We start from the raw sequence: 23,564 nt of genomic DNA on the forward strand, positions 1-23,564 counted from the left end.
TCGTTGATCTGGCGAGGGATTAGCTGGGATCAAAATGCTTGTTTATCCACAGATTGAAATTTGATCAAAGTTATTATTTGGATAACTAAAGGATATTAACCGGATAAAGGTCATTTTATTCACAGCCTAGAGCATTTTGTGGATAAGATATTAAAAGAGGGCAGATAACTGCCCCATAACCTTGCTATATCGCTTTAGTCAAAAATGTGTATATTTTTTTCGAGCCACTCTTCTGCCGCATCTTCCGGTACCGGATACTTTTGAATGTCAATGGTCAGACAGTCACATAACGGTGTCGCTCCGATGTCTTCTAATAGATGATGAGCGTTTAATCCGGCAAGACAAAAAGTATCATAGCTTGAGTCTCCAATGCCGATTACAGCGAATTTCAATTCAGATGTTTTTGGTGGCGTAGCCATTAGTTCGTTTATGAAAGACTGTATATTTTCGGGGTAGTCACCGGCACCGTGGGTTGATGTTACAATTAACCAGATACTGTCTGCCGGGATATCTTTTAAAACCGCCTGATTATGAATGTTGGTTTCATAGCCCTGACTTTCAAGCAATTCACTGAGGTGATCGCCTACGTATTCGGCACCACCCAGAGTACTACCTGTTATAATATGAATCATAGTATTCCTTGCTAATGATAAGAATTAATCTCATGTAGAAAGAATATATGATTACACTGGATTTTGAAAATATTGGTGTAAGTTTAAGGGATTGAGGGCCTTTTATCTTGTCTGAAAAGATCCGTCTTTTTGTTTTTATCCGTTAAACTGATGATTAAGAGACGTTGAGTGAAAGCCGCAATGATGAATGAAGAAGAATCGAAAAAAGTACAATTAAATTTTAAAAAAGCCATACCGTTAATGGTAAAAAACGGGGTATCGCCTTCTCCACAGAATTATGCCTTGTGGTATACCTACGTGGAAAATTCTGATCCGGATTTAAATCAGGAGATTGATGATACATTGGATAGTTTGGGGCATTGTCCACCGACGATCAATGATGAATTATACCAGCGTTATATTGCCTCTAAATCTGAAGCAGATTTGAAAAGCTTACGTAAAAATATTGAAGTTATGCTTCAGGAACTTTCCAGTTCAATGACGGATGTATCGAATGATACTCAAAGCTTTTCTCAATTGATGGATAAGAGCTTTTCTCAGTTGGAAAAAGCAGACCGGGAAAAATTGTCACTGGATGAAGTCATGTTCCTTGTTCGGCAACTGATTTCTGAATCAAAAGAAATAAGACATTCTGCTCATTTTTTAAACTCAAGCTTGAGCTCTGCATCAGAAGAAATCAATAAACTGAAAGAACAGCTTTCTTCTCTTCAGCATTCTGCATTAACGGATGCATTAACCGGAGTGGGTAACCGCCGGGCTTTTGATCAGGATATCCTGACTTTTATTCAGACAGAGGTGCCTTTTAGCCTGATTATTTTGGATATTGATCATTTTAAACAGTTAAACGATAACTACGGTCATTTGTTTGGGGACAGTGTTTTAAAAGTCGTGGCTAAGCGAGTCTCACCTTCTGAAAACGGCTATCAGGTTTACCGATATGGAGGTGAGGAGTTCGCCATCATCGTCCCTAACAAAAAACTGAGAAGTACCCGTCAACTGGCGGATACTCTGAGGAGAAGCATTGAAAAGCTAAGAATCAAAGACAGAAAGTCCGGACAGTTAGTCTCAAACGTGACGGCTTCTTTTGGGGTGACCGAATACGATGCATCTTTGTCTCTGGCTGTCAATATAGGTAAGGCCGATGAGTTGCTGTATCAGGCGAAAACACTTGGCAGAAACCGGGTAATGCCGTTGTAAATGTATTGAACGTGTTTATTCATTGGATGAAAACCGGTCAAGCCAGTAGGCACAGGCATAAATAATCAGTAAAGCAATCATCAGTTCTGTCGCTCTGAGAGCAATGGACGTTAACCCGAAATCATTGCCGTATTTTGCAACATACAACTGATAAGGGATTAAAAAGCCCATCAGAGCGTCAGTATGAATAGCCCGGCTATCTACGGTAGAGTGCGCTATCCAGTACAGAATGGTATACACCAGAATAAAAGAGACAATAAGGTAGGTAAACAGGTTGATTTCAGTGCCCGAATAGACAATGGACATCACCACCGCCAGACTACATCCACCGATTTGAGATAACATCTTACTTTTTGAGTGGCTTTTCATGAAATCATGGGTCGGTTGCATTGCCGAGGTAATCAGAGGAACAAGGCAAAATACAGCACTTGTCACTTCATTAATCATAATAAAGGCCAGTCCGCCCCCTACCAGTAACAGCATTTTCAACCGGTCTGAACCGGTAACGGGTAAGCGAATGACTTTTATCTGTTGCGGTGTGGCCCGCACCGGAATCAGATGATTGACCATGCTTGCCACCAGAGCAACCAGTAAGGCACTGAAAATGACATCGCGGATGATATACGGGATCATTTCGACCCGATCAATACTGCTGCTGTAGGTACTGATAAAAATGATCATGAACAGGGGAAGGGTTGCTCTTCTGATCTGGATGTTGGTTGTGCACTGACGGCGGGTGTAATCAAAATAAACGACGCAAATTGTCCAGATGATAAAGGGATGGGAAGCGAAAATCTGGTTGATAAGGACAGCTCCGACGGCAGCGGATACCGGAGGGAGCATCGAGAATAATAATACCCAGGTATGACGGGAGTATTGGGTGTTTGCCACGACAACCCCAAACAAAACCAGGTAAACACTGACGTTAAGATGAAGCATTTTGCTTAGCATCAGACAAATAATGATAATCAGCGTTTTTCTGAACAATTCACGCATCAGTAGATAAATCTCATCCAGCTTAACAGGGTCATCCAGATATCCGCTATGCGATGATGATCTTTTACCATCACACTGGCACGGCTGCCGGCAATGATATTTTTGGGAAGATGACTTTCAATCCTGACCCGCACTTTTTGCTGAGGACGGATCCACCGGCTTTCATTCTTAATGTCAGCCAGTTGATTCTGAGGGTTTACACCAGACTGAATGGCGGAATCGACGGAAATGATTTTTCCGTGAAACAGCTGGTTTGGATAGGCGTCAAAAACGATATTGACGGTTGGATGTTGTGACAACACCTGTAACCCTTTTTCGGCAAAATCGGCCTCGATCCATTTTTTTTGATGGCTGACCAGATGGATGACGGATTTCGCCGGAGTGACGTACATTCCGGGACGATAGGTGAGATTGGTCACAACGCCGGAATCCTGTGCATAGACATTTGTCCTGTTAAGGTTCAGTTGGGCAAGACGAAGATCGGCTTGTGCAGCAAGCATGGTTGCTTTGTCTATCCGGGCTTCAGCCTGTGCTTCATCCAGCGTTTCCTGACTGACGGAGGAATGAGTGCTCAGAGACTGAATTCGCTGTGAATAACGACGGGCCTGTTTCCACTGACTGTTACTTTTTCTGGCTGCTGCCTGCGCTTTTTGCAGGGCGATCTGATAGTTTTGTTGATCGATCTGAAAAAGAAGTGTTCCCTTAGTGACGGGTTGTCCTTCTTTAACCATCATCTGGCTGATGTATCCACTGACTTCCGGTACCACATCCACAGAGGTCGTTTTGACTGTGGCCTGAGTGGTAAATGGCATTTTGTTATCACTGATGACCAGAAATGCGCTGAATCCAATGGCAACGGCTAAAACAGAGGTAGTGATATACGCATAGATATCGTGTTTCATTTGGGGTGCTTAAACCTTTTGATGCCAGTGTGCACTCACGGTGCACACTGGCCAACGACAGAAATAATGAAATTAGTTCAGTTTGTTGAGAAGCGTCTGTGCGACGGCTTCAGAACTGGCTGGGTTTTGTCCGGTAATGAGCAAACCGTCTTCAACCACGTATGGCATCCAGTCTGCTCCCTTTTCGTACAGGCCACCAAGACGGATGAACTCGTCTTCAATCAGGAAGGGAACCACTTCCGTTAATTCAACGGCTTCTTCTTCTGTATTGGTAAAGCCGGTGACTTTGCGACCTTTAATGAACGGTTCACCGGCAGAATTTTTGACGTTTTTCAAAACACCGGGTGCGTGACAGACAAAGCTGACCGGTTTGCCGGACTGCTCAAAAGACCGGATCAGTTCAATCGATTTCTCTGACTCTGCCAGATCCCATAAAGGACCATGACCACCCGGATAGAAAACGGCATCAAAATCGTCGGATTGCATACCGGACAGGTTAACCGTGTTGGCAAGTACCTGCTGCGCCTGCTCGTCCTGTTTAAAGCGTTCTGTTGCCGGTGTCTGGAAATCCGGTAAATCACTTTTCGGATCCAGTGGAGGCTGACCCCCTTTGGGTGACGCGACGACTATCTCAGCGCCAGCGTCAAGAAAGGTATAATAAGGGGCGGCAAATTCTTCCAGCCAGAATCCGGTCTTTTCTCCGGTATCGCCTAATTGATCGTGTGAAGTCACTACCATTAGAATTTTCATATCGTTTACCTTCTCTTTTTATTCGTATTTATTCGTGTATTTATAAAAAATAATCGGTTTTAAAGCGTTAATAGCGCTTCTGCCTGAGTTTGCTTTTCCTGATATGGCGCGCGAAGGCGTAAATTTGACAGACCGGCATCACTTTGTACAACAACCGCTCTGGCATGAGAAAACTGGCGGAAACCATGAATACCGTGATAAGCCCCCATTCCTGAATGACCGACGCCGCCAAAGGGTAGGGTGTCTACAGATACATGTGTCATGACATCGTTGATGACCAGTCCACCAGAGGTGGTTCCATGCGTGAATGCCTGCTGTTTTTCGGTATTTTCGCCAAAGTAGTATGCTGCTAACGGTTTGTGATGCGTATTAATGTAATCAATGGCTTCCTGTTCATTGGTGTACGTTTTCACTGGTAACAGCGGACCGAATATTTCTTCCTGCATGATGGCCATGTCTTCGGTGACACCAATGACCAGATGCGGTGCTATTTTTCTCGTTTCCGCATCAAATGCCGGCTCGTTATCTGAACCCAGGTAGATAATTTGAGCTCCTTTTTTCTGAGCATCGTCCAGTAATCCGACCAAGCGATCAAAATGTCTCGGACTGATAATGGCCGTGTAGTCCGTATTCTGTTGTATCTGCGGAAAACCCGTCTGGATAAAGCGCCGGGAGATGTCGATAAATTCGTCAAGCCGGGTCTCAGGCATCAGTACATAATCCGGAGAAAGGCAGATTTGCCCTGAGTTAAATGTTTTCACGGTTAGCGTCCGTTCCGCCGCTTTGGTCAGATCGGCATCTTCAGCAATCATTACCGGTGATTTTCCGCCAAGTTCCAGGGTGACCGGAACCAGATTTTCCGCCGCAGCACGCATGACATGTTTTCCAACGGTAGTACTGCCGGTAAAGACCAGATGGTCAAAGGGCAGGGCACTGAACGCCTGGCCGACACTGGCATCACCGAGGACAACGGTCAGTTCGTCGGGGCCAAAGTATTTTCCAACCAGTTCCGCCAGCAAATCTGAGGTGCGAGGGGTCAGTTCCGAAGGTTTCAGCATCGCGGTATTTCCGGCTGCAAACACACCAGCGAGTGGTCCGAATGCCAGGTTAATCGGAAAGTTCCATGGGCTGATAACACCGATCACGCCAAGTGGCTGATACATGATGGTCGCTTGCATTTCCGGATCCGGTGCGCTGACCTTTTCAGAGGCCATCCACTGTGGTAACTGCTCAATGGCGTCTTTCAACAAATTGATTGTGGTCAGGATATCCGCGACCAAAGCCTGATAAGGGCTTCTGTGGCCGAAGTCTTCACTCATGGCATCGGTGAGTTTACGATGGTTTTCACGGATTAACCGGATGCAGCGATTCAGGCGATCCTGACGCAGAGCTAAATCCGCAGGTCCGGCAGTCAGGTGTTGTTTTTTCATGTCCTGCAGACGCTGCTGCAGTTCTGTTTCGATTGTTGCTGTCATTCTGTGTGCCTTCGTTTTCTGTAGGGTCTGTCAACCAGAATGTCTCAATCGTTTCTGGTCGTTGCTCGTCGATGGGATACATAGTAAAGGTAATTGAAAACCATAGGTAACAATGCTATTTTGTCGAGGGTATAAATTTATTTATGGGATAATGTTATGTCTCTCTCCAGAATGCGAACGTTTATTGAAGTGTACCGACAGCGTTCTATCAGCAGTGCTGCCCGTTCACTCAACCTGACGCAACCTGCCGTTTCTCAGCATATTGCCGGACTGGAAGTTGCCATTGGGCGGCCATTGTTTGAGCGGTCTTCTGCGGGAGTGGAACCCACGCTCGCTGCCGATGAGCTGGCGAATGATATCGGAGATAAACTGGATGCCGCGGAAGCGGCTTTAACCTCGGCGAAGGCTCGTTCCATGGATATTTCCGGGGTATTGCAGGTTGTTGGTCATGCCGACTTTATGGCGGAAATATTGAGTGAGCAATTGCTGCCTCTTCTTGAGAGCGGAATAAAAATACGCATGAACTCAGGTGATGGTGCTCTGGTGACCAGTATGTTGCTGGAAGGACACTGTGATTTGGGATTATCAGCTCATCCGGTGATGGACAACCGGCTTAAGAGTGAGAAAATTTTTACCAGCCGGATATTACCGGTTGCCTCACCAGATGTTGCAAAGCGTATTTCGGAGTCTGATGATTTTTCTGCAGCGATTCGTTCTGAACCGATGCTTGCCTATAATTTAGAACTGTCATTGATTGAACGCTGGCTTAAAAAAAATCATATCAGTGCGGATCACTTAACTCCTTCTGTTGTCAGCCAGGATTTGCGGGCGCAAAGAAAATTGTTGTGTAAAGGTTTCGGCTGGTCAGTGATGCCGGAATTTCTCTGTAAAGATCAAATAGCCCGGCATGAGCTGGTAGAGATTCCATCGCCCGTTGGTACCCATGATATTCACTATTATCTGATTTGGTTGCCCGGAGCCTTACGACAGGTACGTGTTGCGCATGCCCGGCAGATTCTTCTGAATAAGATGCAGGGGTAATATTTGGAAGAGGGCGGCTGAATAATTTTTTGATAGAAGAACAAATGCAAACGGGCCTTTCAGCCCGTTTGGTTTTATTTTCCAATACAAAATGATGAAAAAATTCGTCCCAATAAATCATCGGAGCTAAATTCACCGGTGATTTCATTAAGGTATTGTTGGGCAATGCGAAGTTCTTCTGCCAGAATTTCACCAGCCATGTAACTTTCGAGTTGATCCTGTCCTGTGTGCAGATGTTCGGAGGCTTTTTCCAGAGCATCTAAATGTCTGCGACGGGCCATGAAGCTTCCTTCCTGACTTCCCTGAAAGCCCATACAATCTTTCAGGTGGTTTTTTAATGCCTCAATGCCTTGACCGGTTTTTGCAGACAGACTGATTAGAGTCGGAGTACTGACATGGCAGATCCCGGTTGTTTCACCGGTTTGATCAACTTTATTACGAATGATGGTCATACCCATATTGTCTGGCAGGCGATCAACAAAGTCAGGCCAGATTTCTTTTGGATCTGTCGCTTCTGTTGTGGTTCCATCAACCATGAATAGTACACGATCAGCTTGTTTTATTTCGTCCCAGGCTCTTTCTATACCTATCCGTTCTACTTCATCAGATGCTTCACGAAGCCCTGCTGTATCAATGATGTGAAGCGGCATACCATCGATATGGATGTGTTCTCTTAATACGTCTCTGGTTGTGCCTGCTATTTCAGTGACAATAGCGGATTCTTTGCCAGACAGTGAATTCAGTAAACTGGACTTTCCAGCGTTAGGACGACCGGCAATCACTACTTTCATTCCTTCACGCATGATGGCGCCCTGACTGGCTTCCTGTCTGACATGATTCAGTTCATCAATGATGGATTGCAAATCCCCTGAGACTTTTCCATCGGCAAGAAAATCAATTTCCTCTTCCGGAAAATCGATGGCGGCTTCCACATACATTCTCAGATGAATCAGCGATTCTACCAAAGTATTGATTTTTTCTGAAAATTTCCCCTGAAGGGACTTCAACGCTGACCGGGCTGCCTGTTCAGAACTGGCATCAATTAAATCCGCAATGGCTTCGGCTTGTGCTAGATCGAGTTTGTCATTCAGAAAAGCCCGTTCGGAAAATTCGCCCGGTTGGGCCGGCCGGATTCCCGGAACCGAGAGAATCCGCTTAATCAACATATCCATGACAACAGGACCACCATGCCCTTGTAATTCCAGAACGTCTTCTCCCGTAAAAGAATGAGGATTAGGGAAAAATAAGGCAATGCCCTGATCCAGTTGCGTTCCGTCTTCCGATGTAAAGGGAAGATATTCGGCATAACGTGGACGAAGGCTCTTGCCTGTAATGGCCAGAGCAACATCGGAGGCTTTTGGGCCGGATACGCGAATGATGCCTACACCACCTCTGCCTGGTGGCGTTGCCTGTGCAACGATAGTGTCTGTTGTCATAATAAAATTAAACTGAAGTAATAAGTTTTAGCGACATTGTAGCAATGAAAAAGAAAAAGGCGACCATCCGGTCGCCTTTCATTCAAATAATTTATGGTCAACTTTTGGATTTCTTCGAGGAGTGTAACCCTTTTTTCTCCAGAGACTTATAAATCAGAGTCTGCTGAACCAGTGTTACAATATTCGATACGAAATAGTAAAGAACCAAACCGGATGGGAAGAACAGGAAGAATACACTGAATGCCAGAGGCATAAACATCATGATCTTCTGTTGCATTGGATCAGTGACTGTTGTCGGACTCATTTTCTGAATCATAAACATACTGATACCCATACAGATAGGAAGAATGTAATAAGGATCCTGAGCAGACAAGTCATGAATCCATCCGAAGAATGGTGAATGACGCAGTTCTACGGATTCCATTAGTGCCCAGTACAGAGAAATGAAGATTGGCATCTGTAATACGATAGGGAAACAGCCACCAAGAGGATTCACTTTTTCTTCTTTGTACAGAGCCATCATTTCCTGACTCATGCGCTGACGGTCATCGCCAATACGTTCTTTCATTGCCTGAATTTTAGGCTGAAGCATGCGCATTTTAGCCATTGATGTGTATTGTGCTTTTGTCAGTGGATACATAGCACCACGAACAAGGAATGTCAGACAGATAATGGCAACACCCCAGTTTCCGACAAACGTTTGAATAAATGACAGAAGCATATGTAGTGGTTTCGCAATGAACCACAACCAGCCATAATCAACAACAAGATCAAGATTTGGTGCTGTTGCCGCCATCTGAGACTGCAGTTTAGGTCCTACCCAAAGTGTTGCATTGAACTTGGCTGTCTGGCCATTTGCGATGGTTTTGTTTGGTTCCTGAATACCAATATCGCCTACATTACCTATTACACGGGAGAACAATTTTGTATCTGGTGCACTGCGGGGAATCCACGCTACGGCAAAGTAGTGTTGAATCATCGCAGCCCAACCCTGTCCGTTCGCCAGAGTTTTGTGCAGGTTATGCTCTTGCATATCACTAAAGCTGAATTTTTTATAGCGAGTATCTTCTGTTGAGTAAGCACCGCCGTGGTAGGTTGGCATGGCTAAATGGCTTTTTGATTCAACTAAGCTTTGACGAAGGTGGGCATACATACCAACCTGAGCATTTTGACCTGATTTATTGTCCACAGTGTAATCAAGATTCACTGCATAACTACTGCGTTTAAAAATAAACGTTTTTGTATAGGTAATGCCATCTTTCTGATAAGTCAGAGGAACTTTCAGTTCATTTTGACCATTTGCTAAATCAAATTCACTTTTGGTAACAGAGTACGTCGGACGACCGTTACTGCGGTCAATACCCTGAGGACCAATTAAGCCACTTTGTGCGATAAACTGGTGGTCGGAGGTATCTGTAAGCAATGTAAATGGGCTATGTGAGTTAAGGGTTGCATCGTATTTATTCAGATTGGCTGATACAACATCACCACCAACGGTATTAATTTTTAAGGTTAATACGTCTGTTTTGACTGTAATTAATTTGCCCGCTTCCTGCTGAGCGACAACAGGGCTTGCTAACTCTTGTACCGAATTAGTAGAAGCCGGTGCTGAGTTACTGGTTTGAGCCTGTTCAACCGCCTCTGGTGCTGGATTCTTCGCTACTTGCCACTTTTGGAATAGTAAGAAAGAGACCAGAGCCAAAGCGATTAACAGGATATTACGTTGAGAATCCATCGTTATTTATCTCTGTCTTGTTTTTGGTTTGGTGGAACGGGGTCATACCCTCCCTCATTTAGAGGATGGCATTTTAATAGACGTTTGCCTGTTAACCAAGATCCTTTTACAAAACCGTGAACTTTTAACGCTTCTATGGCGTATTGTGAACAGGTTGGAGTAAAACGACATCGTGGTCCAATAAGTGGACTAATTATCCATCGATAGAGATAAACCACTCCGATGGCTAACCACGATAGGGGCGAGATAGGCGCAGCCATAACTTATCAAACAATTTAAACATTTCTTCATTGCTGAGTTCCTGAGCACTTTTTTTCGCAATTACGACAAAGTCTTTACTTGGAAGCTGGTGCTGTTTAAGGCGAAAACTTTCACGTGCCAACCGTTTAAAACGATTACGGCCAACGGCAGTCTTAATTTGCTTTTTAGGAACGGCTAATCCCAGTCTTGGATGAGATAGGGCATTATTTCTGGCAATGATGGTAAAATGAGGGGAGCCAGCACTGTGAGCTTGCTGGAATACATGTTGATAATGCTCGGGAGTTAGCAAACGTAACCCCCGATTAAAAGCGTGCTTATTCAAAATAAACTATCGATTATTTTGAAAGACGCGCACGGCCTTTTGCACGACGTGCATTAATAACTTTACGACCGTTCTTTGTCGCCATACGAGCACGGAAACCGTGTGTGCGTTTGCGCTTTAGAACTGTAGGTTGAAAAGTGCGTTTCATTGTATTTACCTTACTGATCAGTAGTTTCTAGGTTCAATTTAAACCCGGCGTGGGTTTGGTGTTCTCTATTATATAAAGAAGCACATTCCGACGCCTCTCAACAAAGAGGCGGAATTGTAATCAGAGACAGGGTGAGTGTCAATGATTACCATGGTAATGCTCAGTGGTAATTCACTGACACAAAGCAACCAAATCCGGTCGATGGATTATACGCGCTGCCAGTAAATTCTCAAGGATCATTGTTCGATCCCAACCTGATTTAAAAATTTTTTCAGTCTGATATCCTGTGGATTATTGAAGATATCTTGTGGAGGACCCTGTTCGACGATGTTTCCTTCCGCCATGAAGATCACCCGGTCTGCCACTTCTCTGGCAAACTGCATTTCATGGGTGACCACCAGCATGGTCTGATGATCCTTGGCCAGTTTCTTCATTAACGTCAGGACTTCGCTAACCCACTCCGGATCCAGTGCTGACGTAGGTTCATCAAACAGGAGCAGCTCAGGTTTTAGTGCCATGGCTCTGCCAATTCCAATTCTCTGCTGTTGTCCGCCAGAGAGAGAGGCAGGGTATTGATCGGCTTTATCCCCAAGACCAATGTTGTCTAAAATCGTTTGTGCCTGTTGGTAAGCGTCTTCTTTCTTTCTGCCCTGAACGGTAATCAGCCCTTCAGCAATGTTTTGCTTGGCGGTCAGATGCGAAAATAAGGCATAATTCTGGAAAACAAAGCCGGTTTTTCGCCGTAAAGATAAGATTTCAGATTTTGCCGGTGATTCGCTGTCTACGGAAATATCGCCAATTGAGACGATGCCTTTGTCGGCTTTTTCCAGGTAGTTGATACAGCGCAGTAGTGTTGACTTACCGGTACCACTTGAGCCAATGATAACGATAATTTCTCCCGGTTTTATGTCTAAGTTGATGCCTTTCAGAATTTCAGCGTTACCAAAGCGCTTATGAATGTTTTCAATTTTAATCATCGTGAATACGCCTTATTGAGTTTGGTTTCAGCCCAGGTCTGTATGTGCGTCAGGATGACCACTAATCCCCAGTAAATAAGAGCAACCGCGAGAAAAGATTCGAAAAATTTAAATGTTGAAGATGCTTCCATCTGAGCTTTTGCCATGATTTCTGCCACCCCAAGGGTGAAAGCCAGTGACGTTGATTTAATCATGTCGATGAAGTAGTTCATCAGGGATGGTAAAGCGATACGGCTGGCCTGAGGAAGAATAATTCGTCTCATCGCCTGCCCCGTTGTCATTCCAACAGAGAGACTGGCTTCCATCTGGCTTCTGTCGACGCTGATGATGGCTGCTCTTATTGTCTCTGCCATATACGCAGCAAAGTGAAGTGTCAGGCCGAGAATCGTTGCACTGAAGGCATTGAGCCCGATAAGTACAGGAAAAATCTGAGGTAATCCGTAGTAAAGCAGAAACAGCTGAACCAGTAGCGGAGTGCCGCGAAAGAAGCTGATATACAATTGGCAAAGCTGGTTGAGTACGGGAATTTTAAATATCCGTATATTTGCCAGAATGACCGATAGAATAACTGAAAAAACCATCCCCCAGCAGGCAAGCTCCATTGTTGTGCTGAGATATTTAAACAAAATCGGCATTAATGAAAGCATGTATTCGAAATCAAAACTCATAACGTACCCGGTTGTTGAGATTATTTAATAATGAGAAAACCCACTATCGACAAAAGACAGTGGGTTTATTTATCTGTATTAGAATGTCGATTACTTTTTCGTAATGTCAGTACCAAACCACTTTATGGAAATTTTAGAAAGCGAGCCATCCAGTTTCATTGAAGCCAGCGCTTTATTGGTTTGATCGCGCAATTCCTTACCTCTTTCATTGTTCAGGAAAGGCCATGCATTTTCAATGGTTTCAAATGGTTTACCAGCAAGCTGCAGTGGCAATCCCGATTTATTGATAACCTCAAGAATAGACAGACGATCCATAACGAAAGCATCAACTCTGCCAAGAGCAACATCCTGTTCAAAACTTGAGTCGTAAGTTTTGATATTTATTTCGTTGTTTGTATCGTATTTACGTAGTAACTGTTCAAAGTTTGAACCTAAATTAACCGCAACAGATTTTCCTTTCAGATCAGCAAGAGAGTGAATGCTGTTGTTGCCTTTACGGACAGCTAGCTGGGCTCCGTCGATAACATAAGGATCAGAGAACAGATATTTTGCTTTGCGGGCATCGGTGATCGTAATTTGATTTGAAATGGTATCAATACGGCCGGTTTCCAGTAGCCCAAATAATCCAGCAAAATTTGAGGTAACGAATTCCACCTTGTAATGGTTTCTTTTACCAATTTCATTCCAGATATCGACTTCAAAGCCTTGTAGTTTATCTTGCTTTACAAAAGTAAAAGGAAAATAACGGCCAGACATGCCGACTTTTATTTCTGTAGCTGCCTGAATACTCATTGTGGTAAATGCTAATACCGCAACCGCTACTTTTAACCATTTATTCATGTTTTTCTCCATACTAGAACAGGGAATTATTTTATATTGAATTTATCAATAAGGATAAATAACTATCGGTTATGGGTCATAACTAATAAATATGCGTCTGGGGATAACTTTGCATGATCATTGGATATGTGGAGAACTTTGTGGGTAAATTATGATCGAAATGTGATAACCAGCGTAAAAAAGGCAAAAAAAATGTGAATAACCCGGATCAATGTGAATATAACTAGGATCTATTGCTGGCGATCTTAGTTATCAACAGGTAAAATCGACCTTCTTTAATGATCATTTACTTAGAGTGGGGGATACGTGTCATCTTCGCTTTGGTTGCAATGTTTGCAACAGCTTCAAGAAGAGCTACCTGCAACAGAATTCAGTATGTGGGTTAGACCTCTTCAATCGGAACTCAATGACAATACTCTCACTTTGTTTGCTCCTAATCGTTTTGTATTAGATTGGGTCAGAGATAAATATCTGCATAATATAAATCGTTTATTAAAAGAGCATTGTGGTAACGACATTCCAAATTTGCGTTTTGAAGTAGGAAGCCGCCCTGTTGCGTCAGCTCCGAAACCAGAACCGGTCAGAACTCGGGCTGATGTTGCGGCCGAATCGTCTGCGCCCGCCCAATTACAGGCCCGAAAACCGGTAAATAAGACATGGGATGATGATTCTGCGCCTGTTTCTATTAACTATCGCTCAAATGTGAATCCGAAGCATAAGTTTGATAACTTTGTTGAAGGTAAATCGAATCAGTTAGGACTGGCTGCGGCAAAACAGGTTTCTGATAATCCGGGTGCCGCTTATAACCCTCTTTTTGTTTATGGTGGTACGGGGTTAGGTAAAACGCACCTTCTGCACGCAGTAGGTAACGCCATTGTTGACAATAATCCTAATGCGAAAGTGGTTTATATGCATTCTGAACGTTTTGTTCAGGATATGGTTAAAGCATTGCAAAATAATGCGATTGAAGAATTTAAACGCTATTACCGCAGTGTTGATGCCTTGTTGATCGATGATATTCAGTTTTTTGCTAATAAAGAGCGTTCGCAGGAAGAGTTTTTCCATACGTTTAATGCTTTGTTAGAAGGTAACCAGCAGATCATTCTTACGTCGGATCGCTATCCAAAAGAAATCAGCGGGGTAGAAGATCGTTTAAAATCTCGTTTCGGTTGGGGATTAACGGTGGCGATTGAACCACCTGAGCTTGAAACCCGGGTCGCTATTCTGATGAAAAAAGCAGAAGATCATCAGATTCATCTGGCAGATGAAGTGGCTTTTTTTATTGCGAAGCGTTTACGCTCCAATGTCCGGGAGCTCGAAGGTGCTTTGAACCGGGTTATCGCTAATGCGAATTTTACCGGACGTCCTATCACGATTGATTTTGTTCGCGAAGCGTTGCGGGATTTGTTGGCATTACAGGAAAAGCTGGTTACTATCGATAATATTCAAAAAACGGTAGCGGAATACTATAAAATTAAGGTGGCAGACTTATTGTCAAAGCGTCGTTCCCGTTCGGTTGCCCGGCCTCGTCAGTTAGCGATGGCGTTAGCAAAAGAACTGACAAACCACAGTTTGCCTGAAATTGGAGATGCTTTTGGAGGTCGGGACCACACGACTGTGTTGCATGCCTGCCGTAAAATAGAGCAGTTAAGAGAAGAAAGTCACGATATAAAAGAGGATTATTCCAACCTGATTCGGACACTCTCTTCGTAAGAAACCGTATTATCGATCTGAACGAATGATTAACTTAGGTAGCAATAAGACCTCAATATGAAATTTACAATTGCAAGAAGTCATTTTATTAAACCATTGCAGCAGGTATCCGGTACGATTGGTGGTCGCGCAACGTTACCCATTCTTGGGAATTTACTGCTTAATGTTGAAAATCAGGTATTGTCTGTTACTGCTACGGATCTAGAAGTTGAGCTTATTGCTCAAATTGAACTGGATGGTGATATTGAACCGGGTAGTGTGACGGTTCCTGCCAGAAAATTCCTGGATATCTGTCGTGGCCTTCCTGATGATGCTGAAATTTCAGTGTTACTGGAAAATGATCGTTTGCAGATGTTGTCAGGAAGAAGTCGGTTTTCACTGGCAACACTGCCGGCGAGCGACTTTCCTAATATCGAAGACTGGCAAAGTGATGTTTCTTTGTCTCTTCCTCAGTCTGAGCTGAAGTCTCTTATCGAAAAAACGCAATTTTCAATGGCAAATCAAGATGTACGTTATTTTCTGAATGGGATGCTTTTTGATATTGATGATACGATTCTCAGGGCAGTAGCGACTGACGGTCACCGGATGGCTGTAAGTCAGGCCAGTTTGCCTCAGGCTTTGGAAAATAATCAGATAATCGTTCCCCGTAAAGGGATTCTGGAGCTGGTTAAATTGCTGGATCAGCCTGATGAACAGGTGACTCTTGAAATCGGAAGTTCAAACATACGGGCACAGGTCAATCAGTTTGTTTTTACGTCAAAACTGATTGATGGCCGATTCCCGGACTATCGTCGGGTTTTACCTCAGAATACAAATAAAACCTTGGTTTCTGAATGTGATATACTACGTCAGGCTTTTACGCGTGCGGCGATTTTATCGAATGAAAAATTTCGTGGTGTTCGTTTAAATATTGATGGGCAGGAAATGCGCATCACGGCGAATAACCCTGAGCAGGAAGAAGCAGAAGAAATTCTGGACGTCGAATTTGAAGGCGCAGCGATAGAAATAGGTTTTAATGTTAGCTACGTATTGGATGTATTGAACACATTACGTTGTGAAAAAGTAAGAATCACAATGTCAGATCCTAATGCCAGTGCATTGATTGAAAATGTGGATGATGACAGTGCTATGTACGTGGTGATGCCGATACGTCTTTAGTATGCCTTTATCTCGCCTCATGGTTCATCAGTTTAGAAATATTAAAGCCTGTGATATGTCATTATCATCAGGCTTTAACTTTCTTATCGGACCGAATGGGAGTGGTAAAACCAGCGTTCTTGAAGCCGTTTATATGCTGGGGCATGGGCGGTCATTTCGTAGTTCTGTCACGGGACGGGTGATACAAAATGAAGCGCCGGAGCTGTTTGTTCATGGCAAATTTTTGAACTCGGACCAATTTGAAGTACCCATCGGCATTAATAAGCAGCGTGATGGGTCAACAGAGGTTAAAATAGGCGGTCAGTCAGGACAGAAACTCGCCCAACTTGCACAGGTTATGCCTTTGCAGTTAATTCACCCTGACGGTTTTGAACTGCTAACCGACGGACCGAAACAAAGGCGGGCTTTTATTGATTGGGGAGTCTTCCATACAGAGCCCCAGTTTTATGATGTATGGATGCGTTTTCGTCGTTTGAATAAACAACGCAATGCGTTATTAAAAACCGCAACAACGTACCGGGAGCTGAGCTTCTGGGACAAAGAATTAAGTGTGCTGGCTGAACTGATTGATCACTGGCGGGGTGATTATATTACGCAGTTAACACAGGTAGCAAAACCAATTTGCAGTAACTTTTTACCCGAGTTTGATATTACGTTAAAGTATTATCGTGGTTGGGAAAAAGAAACCGATTATCAAACGCTTCTGGAAAGAAGTTTTGATAGAGATTGTGCTTTAGGGTACACCTTTAGTGGTCCTAATAAGGCCGATTTAAGAATAAAAGTGAATAGCACTCCTGTTGAGGATGTTCTATCCCGAGGTCAGCTTAAATTGATGGTCTGCGCACTGCGTGTCGCCCAGGGGCAACATTTAACTTCGTTAACGGGGAAGCAGTGCATTTATCTGATAGACGACTTTGCATCTGAGTTAGATAGTGCTCGTCGGAAAAGACTGGCTGTTTGTTTAAAAGAAACTGGCGCACAAGTTTTTGTAAGCTCTATTACTGAAGGTCAGATTAGCGATATGCGTGGATCTGACAGTAAATTGTTCCATGTGGAACATGGCGCAGTTGAGCAAGGATAAATATTGAGAGAGTAACTCATGTCGAATAATTACGATTCATCGAGTATTAAAGTACTGAAGGGGCTTGACGCCGTACGTAAGCGTCCAGGAATGTACATAGGTGACACTGATGATGGAACCGGTTTGCATCACATGGTATTTGAGGTGGTGGATAACTCGATAGATGAAGCATTAGCGGGTTACTGTAAAGATATCATTGTGACAATACACGAAGATAATTCTGTTTCCGTACAGGATGATGGTCGAGGTATTCCAACTGAGCTGCACGAAGAGGAACAGGTTTCTGCTGCAGAAGTGATTATGACCGTTCTTCATGCCGGTGGTAAGTTTGATGATAACTCTTACAAAGTTTCCGGTGGGCTACACGGCGTTGGTATTTCCGTGGTAAATGCACTGTCGGAGAAAGTGGTATTAACGATCAGCCGTAATGGTTCTGTGCATACACAGACTTATCGGCATGGTGTTCCTGAAGCGCCTCTTGCGGTTGTTGGCGAAACATCTAAAACCGGAACATCCATTCGTTTCTGGCCAAGTAATGAAACGTTTACGAATACAGAATTTGAATATGAAATTCTGGCAAAACGTCTGAGAGAGTTGTCTTTCCTTAATTCCGGTGTTTCGATTAATCTGATCGATGAGCGTGAAAAAGACAAACAGGCTCATTATATGTATGAAGGTGGTATCAGCGCGTTTGTTACTCATCTGAACCGTAATAAAACACCGATTCATGATAAAGTTTTTCACTTTAACGTTGAACGTGAAGATGGTATTTCTGTTGAAGTTGCCATGCAGTGGAATGATGGATTCCAGGAAAACATTTACTGTTTTACCAATAACATACCTCAGCGCGATGGGGGTACACACTTAGCTGGTTTCCGTGCTGCACTGACCCGGACACTAAATACCTATATGGATAAAGAAGGGTATTCCAAAAAAGCGAAAACGGCGACTTCTGGCGACGATGCCCGTGAAGGATTGACTGCCGTGGTTTCTGTTAAGGTTCCGGATCCCAAGTTTTCCAGCCAGACAAAAGATAAGTTGGTTTCCTCTGAAGTTAAATCGGCTGTTGAATCGGCCATGGGTGAGAAGTTATCCGATTTTCTTGTTGAACATCCGGTAGAAGCGAAAACGGTATGCACGAAAATTATTGACGCAGCCCGAGCCCGCGATGCTGCTCGTAAAGCTCGTGAAATGACCCGCCGTAAAGGGGCTTTGGATCTTGCTGGTTTACCGGGTAAGCTGGCGGATTGTCAGGAAAAAGATCCGGCTGTTTCCGAACTGTATATTGTGGAAGGGGACTCTGCTGGTGGTTCAGCAAAACAGGGCCGTAACCGTAAAAATCAGGCGATTCTTCCGCTTAAAGGTAAAATTCTGAACGTTGAAAAAGCCCGTTTTGATAAAATGCTGTCTTCTCAGGAAGTGGCGACGCTTATCACTGCATTAGGATGTGGTATTGGTCGTGATGAGTACAATCCGGACAAATTGCGTTATCATAATATTATTATCATGACGGATGCGGATGTCGATGGTTCTCACATTCGTACTTTGCTTCTGACGTTCTTCTATCGTCAAATGCCAGAGCTCATTGAGCGTGGCTATGTTTATATTGCTCAGCCTCCACTGTATAAAGTGAAAAAAGGTAAGCAGGAGCAATATATTAAAGATGAAGAAGCCATGACTCAGTATCAGATTTCTATTGCTCTGGATAATGCATCGCTTCACGTTAACCCAACGGCTCCTGCAACAGCCGGGCTGGCACTGGAAACCTTGATTCAGCATTACAACTCCGGGGTTAAACTGATCGAGCGTATGAGTCGTCGCTATCCTCATACTCTGATGAATGAGTTAATTTATATTCCAAGAATTTCTCGTGAAGAAGGTACACAGGAATCTGACGTAGCGGCATGGACCAAACGTTTGGTTGACCAGCTCAATGCCAAAGAAGTCGGAGCAAGTCAGTACGATTACTCTGTTGAGTTTAATGAAGAGCATCAACTGTATGTTCCCCGGATTAAAGTGCGTACTCATGGTGTCTCTCATGAATATCTGCTTAGCGTGGATTTCTTTAATTCTAAAGAATACGGCCAGCTGGCGGCTCTTTATGAAGAGCTGGACGGCTTGATTGAAGAAGGCGCTTATATTAAACGGGGAGAGCGCACTCAGCCAATTAAAACGTTTGTGGAAGCGGTAAACTGGCTGATTAAAGAGTCTCGTCGAGGCTTGTCAACACAGCGGTACAAAGGGTTGGGTGAAATGAACCCTGAACAGTTATGGGAAACCACCATGGATCCGGAAACTCGCCGCATGATGCAGGTAACGATTGAAGATGCGGTTGGTGCTGATGAATTGTTTACCACATTGATGGGGGATCAGGTTGAACCTCGCCGGGCCTTTATTGAAGAGAATGCGTTACGAGTCGCCAACCTGGACGTATAGTTCTCTTTATTTTTTGGTATCTTATGATGAAGGCCACTCGTTAGAGTGGCTTTTTTGTTGCCCGAAGCCGTATCGGACAGACAGTGTGACGCAAGTTGACGCAACTCTGCATCAGAATGCTTCGGTGATATTACGCCGGTGTATGGACTTCATTTTTGTGCCTGTTGTAGAGTTATGATTCTTTTCTTTTTAATTCTAAAAACTCATGGAAGCAAATAATGAAAAAATTCTTTAAAGGACTTATTTTTTTATCAACACTTGTCAGTTCTGCCTCGTTGTGGGCACAACCGGATACGATTCGCTTTGGTGTGGACGCAACGTACCCACCATTTGAATATAAAAAGCCAGATGGCACTCTTGCCGGGTTTGAAATTGAGTTGGGCGACGCCATTTGTGCAGAAGTAAATAAAAAATGTGAATGGCATCCAACCAGCTTCGATGGACTTTTTCCCAGCTTAAAGGTGAATAAAATTGACGCTATTTTCTCTTCTCTCGGGATTACGGAAAAGCGAAAAAAAGAAGTCGATTTCTCTGATCTGGTGTGGTCTGGTTTTTCGTCAATGTTAAGTCGTTCGGACTTAAAACTTAAGCCAACGAAAGATTCGTTAAAAGGGAAAGTTGTAGGTGTTCAGCAGGGAACAATGCAGGAGAATTATGTGCGTCAGCGTTTTGAAGCGCATGGTGTTCAGGTCCAGACGTATCAGGATCAGGATCAGGTTTACGCTGATTTGATGAATGGCCGGATCGATGCCTCGTTTCAGGATATGCTTCAGGCTCAGTTTGATTTTATTGATGGTGGAAAACATCATCAGTTCGTAAATACCAAGGTAGAAGATAAATTATTGCCGGCTGATACGGCGATTGCGATTCGTAAAGGTGACAGAGAAATGCAGGCTCTGATTAATGAAGGGTTAAGAAAAATTCATGCCGACGGAACGTATGACCGTATTCAGCGTAAATATTTTGGTGATCTGAACCTTTATAAAAAATAGTTCAAATTGGAGAAGCCGGATTAACGATCCGGTTTCCGCTGCCTTTTTTACAGAGATAGACATGGAACATAAAAAAACACCTTTGATTTCCCCGGTACCCGGTACCGAACGGGTGATACACAGTTTTCATTTTGGTCACTCCGGAGCTGAACCCAAAGTTTACATTCAGTCCTCACTCCATGCCGATGAGCTTCCGGGGATGCTGGTGGTATGGAAGCTAAAACAGATACTAATGCGTTTGGAAGCCGAAAACCGGATCCGAGGAGAAATTATACTGGTTCCTGTGGCAAATCCTATTGGGCAAAATCAGCATCTTATGGACGTTCACCTTGGTCGTTACGATATGGAAACCGGACAAAACTTCAATCGTGGCTACATGGTTTCAATGGATCGTCTTATTGAAAAACTGGAGCCGGTATTAGATGACGATACGGAGTTAAACCGGATAAAAATAAAACAGGCTTTGCGGGATACTTTGGATGACATGCCTGTGAAAACCGAGCTTCAGTCTTTGCAGAAAATCTTACAGACGTTTTGTTGTGATGCCAACGTGATACTTGATTTACACTGCGACTTTGAAGCTATCACCCATATCTATAGTACGCATTATTCCTGGCCGAAAATAGAACCACTGGCTCGTTATCTCCGTTCTCCGGTGAATATGCTGGCCGACGATACCGGAGGAAGTCCGTTTGATTCCTGTTTTGATATGACCTGGAAGCGGCTTCAGGATCATTTTGGTCGGGATAAGGTGCCATTTAACTGCTGTGCCGCAACCCTTGAATTAAAAGGTCAGGCCGATGTTTGTCATCAATATGCCGATGATGATGCACTGGCGATTTTGAACTTCCTTGGCCATCAGGGTGCGGTCAATGTAGATATACCACCCATTCCGGTCGAGTCGGCGGTATCGGGGGACTTAGATGCCGTTGAGCCGTTAACCAGTTCTATGGGAGGGATGGTTGTGCTACATGTCCTTCCCGGGGAAAAGGTTGCTGCCAATCAGGTTGTTGCTGAAATTATTGATCCGATTGAAGATAAAATTGAGGTAATACGGGCAACCCAGCCTGGCATTGTATTTTCCCGCACGAACAGGAGAATGGCCACAGCCGGAATGTTGATCGCTCACATTTCCGGATCTAAAAAAATAAGAAGTGGTTACTTACTCGCACCATAATAACTGATAAATAAAGGCTTAGAAATTTTCACATGCCGTAAATATGTCAGGATTCTGAATATCTGAGGGGGTTTTCAGACGACGAACAATGGCTGGCGAAATGGCATCACTATCGGCAGAAAATAAACCAATATCTTTTAGTTTATTTTTGAGTGAAGCGTTCTGATTAAGCCTTTCAAATACCACTCTGGAGGAAAAGGGGATGCGGGAGTTTCTTCCCTGTATTCCCAGTGTGATTCCGGACAGCCAGTCGAATTGGTTTTTTGCGGCGCCATAAAGAATGGTATGGGACAGTGCTCTCTGGCAATGAACGCCATAATCAATAATTTGAATTCGTTCGCCCAGAACAAAAACCAGCCCGACAAATTTTCCTATCTCGGCATTGTCCAGCATGGCCTGCTCTGGTTTGGCTCGTTCATAAAAATGCGAATAACCAATCCCGTCTTTTTGCGATAGTCTTGCAAACCCTTTGCAAATATGGCCGTCGTAGGAAGGTGTCATGTAGTAATAATAATAATCGCCCAAATACTTTTCGAGTTCTGGTTTGGAATGGTTCATCATTTTTTCGAGTAGTTTCGCGTGGCGTTCACCTAAGGTGGATTCACTAAAGCTCTGGTCTGGTTTTTTAATATGTGTTTTCGGTGAAATTAATTGACGAAACTGTTCCGGGTCAAGAATCAATTCATCACTTTCTATTCCGAAAAAATTGCAGATTTTGTGCAGATTTTTTAATGAAGGAACGCTTTTCCCACTTAAATATTTGGTAAATTGCTGCCTGTTGATACCGATTTTTCGGCTGCATTCTGTTATGTTTCCGGCGTAGCTGCACAATAGTTTCAGATTGTCTGGAATAGGATTGTTTTTCATTCGGCTTCACCCGATAACCACTTGTATACAGGCAGTCTATTGGTATTCCTGTCCAAAGATCAAATGGTATCTGCCGGAATAAGAGTTGGAAAAAATTTTAAAGAAATGCTTGAAACGAATTTTTATGCCCCGATATAAGTAATTGAAGAGGATGCCGTAAGGGCCTCTGGTGGAAATGGCCGCTTTCGCTCTGAAGAGGTGAGTGGGTTTCTGAGAAACAACCGGATGGGTTCATGTCCTGGTGAATGAACACCATTCCACTATTGCTTAATTAAATAGGATAGTATTATGAGAACTGTAGATTTCACTCCTTTATATCGCAACGCTATTGGTTTTGATCGTCTTTTCAATATGATGGAAACCGCAACGGCTAAAAATAATTCAGCGGGTTATCCTCCTTATAACATCGAGCAAAAAACCGACAATGAATATCGTATTACCATGGCCGTCGCCGGTTTTGCTGATAAAGACATCGACATTACTCAGCAGGAAAATACGTTGATTGTTCGAGGAGAACGCAAACCGGAAGAAAGTCGAACCTATATTTATCAGGGTATTGCGGAGCGTGATTTTGAACGTAAATTTCAGCTGGCTGATTACGTAAAAGTGGTTGGTGCCGAAATGGAGAATGGTTTGCTTCACGTGGATTTGGAAAGAGAAATTCCGGAAGCCATGCAACCCCGTAAAATTGCGATTAATACAAAAGGCTTGCTGGAAGGAAAACAATAACAGGCAACGCTTTGTTATAAAGTAGTGAAGA

Annotated in this window: 23 protein-coding genes; 9 read left to right on the forward strand and 14 right to left on the reverse strand. The window is 43.7% G+C overall.

Annotated features, from left to right (window positions below; all coding sequences use genetic code 11):
* Positions 1-194: 194 nt before the first annotated feature.
* Positions 195-632, reverse strand: coding sequence for an FMN-binding protein MioC (gene mioC, locus LRQ06_RS06745; protein WP_232765642.1), 438 nt, complete (start codon positions 630-632; stop codon positions 195-197).
* A gap of 183 nt (positions 633-815) precedes the next feature.
* Here mioC and LRQ06_RS06750 point away from each other — a divergent pair, with 183 nt between their 5' ends.
* Positions 816-1,829 carry a GGDEF domain-containing protein gene (locus LRQ06_RS06750; protein WP_232765853.1) on the forward strand — a complete coding sequence of 338 codons (1,014 nt, stop codon included), beginning with the start codon at positions 816-818 and terminating at the stop codon, positions 1,827-1,829.
* A 15-nt stretch (positions 1,830-1,844) separates the two neighbouring features.
* On the opposite strand, the gene LRQ06_RS06755 is transcribed toward LRQ06_RS06750, so the two are convergent.
* From LRQ06_RS06755 to LRQ06_RS06770, 4 genes are all read right to left on the reverse strand, one after another.
* A complete protein-coding gene (locus tag LRQ06_RS06755; RefSeq protein ID WP_232765643.1) occupies positions 1,845-2,825 on the reverse strand; it encodes a DUF2955 domain-containing protein in 981 nt (326 codons plus the stop codon).
* A complete protein-coding gene (locus LRQ06_RS06760) occupies positions 2,825-3,727 on the reverse strand; it encodes an efflux RND transporter periplasmic adaptor subunit (protein WP_232765644.1) in 903 nt (300 codons plus the stop codon). The genes LRQ06_RS06755 and LRQ06_RS06760 overlap by 1 nt, the downstream gene beginning before the upstream one ends.
* A 72-nt stretch (positions 3,728-3,799) precedes the next feature.
* Positions 3,800-4,477, reverse strand: a complete 678-nt coding sequence (locus LRQ06_RS06765; RefSeq protein ID WP_232765645.1) for a type 1 glutamine amidotransferase domain-containing protein — start codon at positions 4,475-4,477, stop codon at positions 3,800-3,802.
* A 59-nt stretch (positions 4,478-4,536) separates the two neighbouring features.
* Positions 4,537-5,952 carry a coniferyl aldehyde dehydrogenase gene (locus tag LRQ06_RS06770; protein ID WP_232765646.1) on the reverse strand — a complete coding sequence of 472 codons (1,416 nt, stop codon included), beginning with the start codon at positions 5,950-5,952 and terminating at the stop codon, positions 4,537-4,539.
* A 156-nt stretch (positions 5,953-6,108) separates the two neighbouring features.
* Here LRQ06_RS06770 and LRQ06_RS06775 point away from each other — a divergent pair, with 156 nt between their 5' ends.
* Positions 6,109-6,993 (forward strand): LysR family transcriptional regulator, encoded by an 885-nt coding sequence (locus LRQ06_RS06775; RefSeq protein WP_232765647.1) that lies wholly within the window; start codon positions 6,109-6,111, stop codon positions 6,991-6,993.
* Positions 6,994-7,067: 74 nt separating this feature from the next.
* Here the strand turns inward: LRQ06_RS06775 and mnmE are convergent, their stop codons facing one another.
* From mnmE to LRQ06_RS06815, 8 genes are all read right to left on the reverse strand, one after another.
* Positions 7,068-8,429 carry a tRNA uridine-5-carboxymethylaminomethyl(34) synthesis GTPase MnmE gene (gene mnmE / locus LRQ06_RS06780; RefSeq protein WP_232765648.1) on the reverse strand — a complete coding sequence of 454 codons (1,362 nt, stop codon included), beginning with the start codon at positions 8,427-8,429 and terminating at the stop codon, positions 7,068-7,070.
* A gap of 97 nt (positions 8,430-8,526) precedes the next feature.
* Entirely contained in the window at positions 8,527-10,164 is a 1,638-nt protein-coding gene (gene yidC / locus LRQ06_RS06785) for a membrane protein insertase YidC (protein ID WP_232765649.1), read from the reverse strand.
* 2 nt (positions 10,165-10,166) lie between these two features.
* Positions 10,167-10,424, reverse strand: a complete 258-nt coding sequence (yidD, locus tag LRQ06_RS06790; RefSeq protein WP_232765650.1) for a membrane protein insertion efficiency factor YidD — start codon at positions 10,422-10,424, stop codon at positions 10,167-10,169.
* Positions 10,391-10,714, reverse strand: a complete 324-nt coding sequence (gene rnpA / locus LRQ06_RS06795; protein ID WP_232765651.1) for a ribonuclease P protein component — start codon at positions 10,712-10,714, stop codon at positions 10,391-10,393. Before rnpA ends, yidD begins: the two co-directional genes overlap by 34 nt.
* A 46-nt stretch (positions 10,715-10,760) precedes the next feature.
* Positions 10,761-10,895: a 50S ribosomal protein L34 gene (gene rpmH, locus LRQ06_RS06800; RefSeq protein ID WP_005378825.1), complete on the reverse strand. Its 135-nt coding sequence runs from the start codon at positions 10,893-10,895 to the stop codon at positions 10,761-10,763.
* A 236-nt stretch (positions 10,896-11,131) separates the two neighbouring features.
* On the reverse strand, positions 11,132-11,872 hold the full coding sequence (locus LRQ06_RS06805; protein ID WP_232765652.1) for an amino acid ABC transporter ATP-binding protein: 741 nt from the start codon (positions 11,870-11,872) through the stop codon (positions 11,132-11,134).
* Positions 11,869-12,540, reverse strand: coding sequence for an amino acid ABC transporter permease (locus LRQ06_RS06810; protein ID WP_232765653.1), 672 nt, complete (start codon positions 12,538-12,540; stop codon positions 11,869-11,871). The genes LRQ06_RS06805 and LRQ06_RS06810 overlap by 4 nt, the downstream gene beginning before the upstream one ends.
* Before the next feature lie 90 nt (positions 12,541-12,630).
* Entirely contained in the window at positions 12,631-13,380 is a 750-nt protein-coding gene (locus LRQ06_RS06815) for an amino acid ABC transporter substrate-binding protein (protein WP_232765654.1), read from the reverse strand.
* 306 nt (positions 13,381-13,686) lie between these two features.
* Here LRQ06_RS06815 and dnaA point away from each other — a divergent pair, with 306 nt between their 5' ends.
* The 6 genes from dnaA (at position 13,687) to LRQ06_RS06845 (ending at position 21,937) form a co-directional block, all read left to right on the forward strand.
* Positions 13,687-15,093, forward strand: coding sequence for a chromosomal replication initiator protein DnaA (gene dnaA, locus LRQ06_RS06820; RefSeq protein ID WP_232765655.1), 1,407 nt, complete (start codon positions 13,687-13,689; stop codon positions 15,091-15,093).
* A gap of 57 nt (positions 15,094-15,150) precedes the next feature.
* On the forward strand, positions 15,151-16,251 hold the full coding sequence (dnaN, locus tag LRQ06_RS06825) for a DNA polymerase III subunit beta (protein WP_232765656.1): 1,101 nt from the start codon (positions 15,151-15,153) through the stop codon (positions 16,249-16,251).
* A 1-nt stretch (position 16,252) separates the two neighbouring features.
* Complete coding sequence (gene recF, locus LRQ06_RS06830) at positions 16,253-17,332, forward strand: DNA replication/repair protein RecF (protein WP_232765657.1); 1,080 nt, start codon at positions 16,253-16,255, stop codon at positions 17,330-17,332.
* Positions 17,333-17,350: 18 nt separating this feature from the next.
* Complete coding sequence (gene gyrB, locus LRQ06_RS06835) at positions 17,351-19,768, forward strand: DNA topoisomerase (ATP-hydrolyzing) subunit B (protein ID WP_232765658.1); 2,418 nt, start codon at positions 17,351-17,353, stop codon at positions 19,766-19,768.
* A 218-nt stretch (positions 19,769-19,986) separates the two neighbouring features.
* Entirely contained in the window at positions 19,987-20,760 is a 774-nt protein-coding gene (locus LRQ06_RS06840; RefSeq protein ID WP_232765659.1) for a transporter substrate-binding domain-containing protein, read from the forward strand.
* A 61-nt stretch (positions 20,761-20,821) separates the two neighbouring features.
* Positions 20,822-21,937 (forward strand): succinylglutamate desuccinylase/aspartoacylase family protein, encoded by a 1,116-nt coding sequence (locus tag LRQ06_RS06845; protein WP_232765660.1) that lies wholly within the window; start codon positions 20,822-20,824, stop codon positions 21,935-21,937.
* Positions 21,938-21,955: 18 nt separating this feature from the next.
* Here the strand turns inward: LRQ06_RS06845 and LRQ06_RS06850 are convergent, their stop codons facing one another.
* Positions 21,956-22,804, reverse strand: coding sequence for a helix-turn-helix domain-containing protein (locus LRQ06_RS06850; protein ID WP_232765661.1), 849 nt, complete (start codon positions 22,802-22,804; stop codon positions 21,956-21,958).
* A 288-nt stretch (positions 22,805-23,092) separates the two neighbouring features.
* Here LRQ06_RS06850 and LRQ06_RS06855 point away from each other — a divergent pair, with 288 nt between their 5' ends.
* Positions 23,093-23,533: an Hsp20 family protein gene (locus tag LRQ06_RS06855; protein WP_232765662.1), complete on the forward strand. Its 441-nt coding sequence runs from the start codon at positions 23,093-23,095 to the stop codon at positions 23,531-23,533.
* Positions 23,534-23,564 lie beyond the last annotated feature (31 nt).

Origin of the sequence: Vibrio salinus (assembly GCF_021272385.1) — a bacterium.
In the GTDB taxonomy this organism is placed as follows: Bacteria; Pseudomonadota; Gammaproteobacteria; order Enterobacterales; family Vibrionaceae; genus Vibrio; species Vibrio salinus.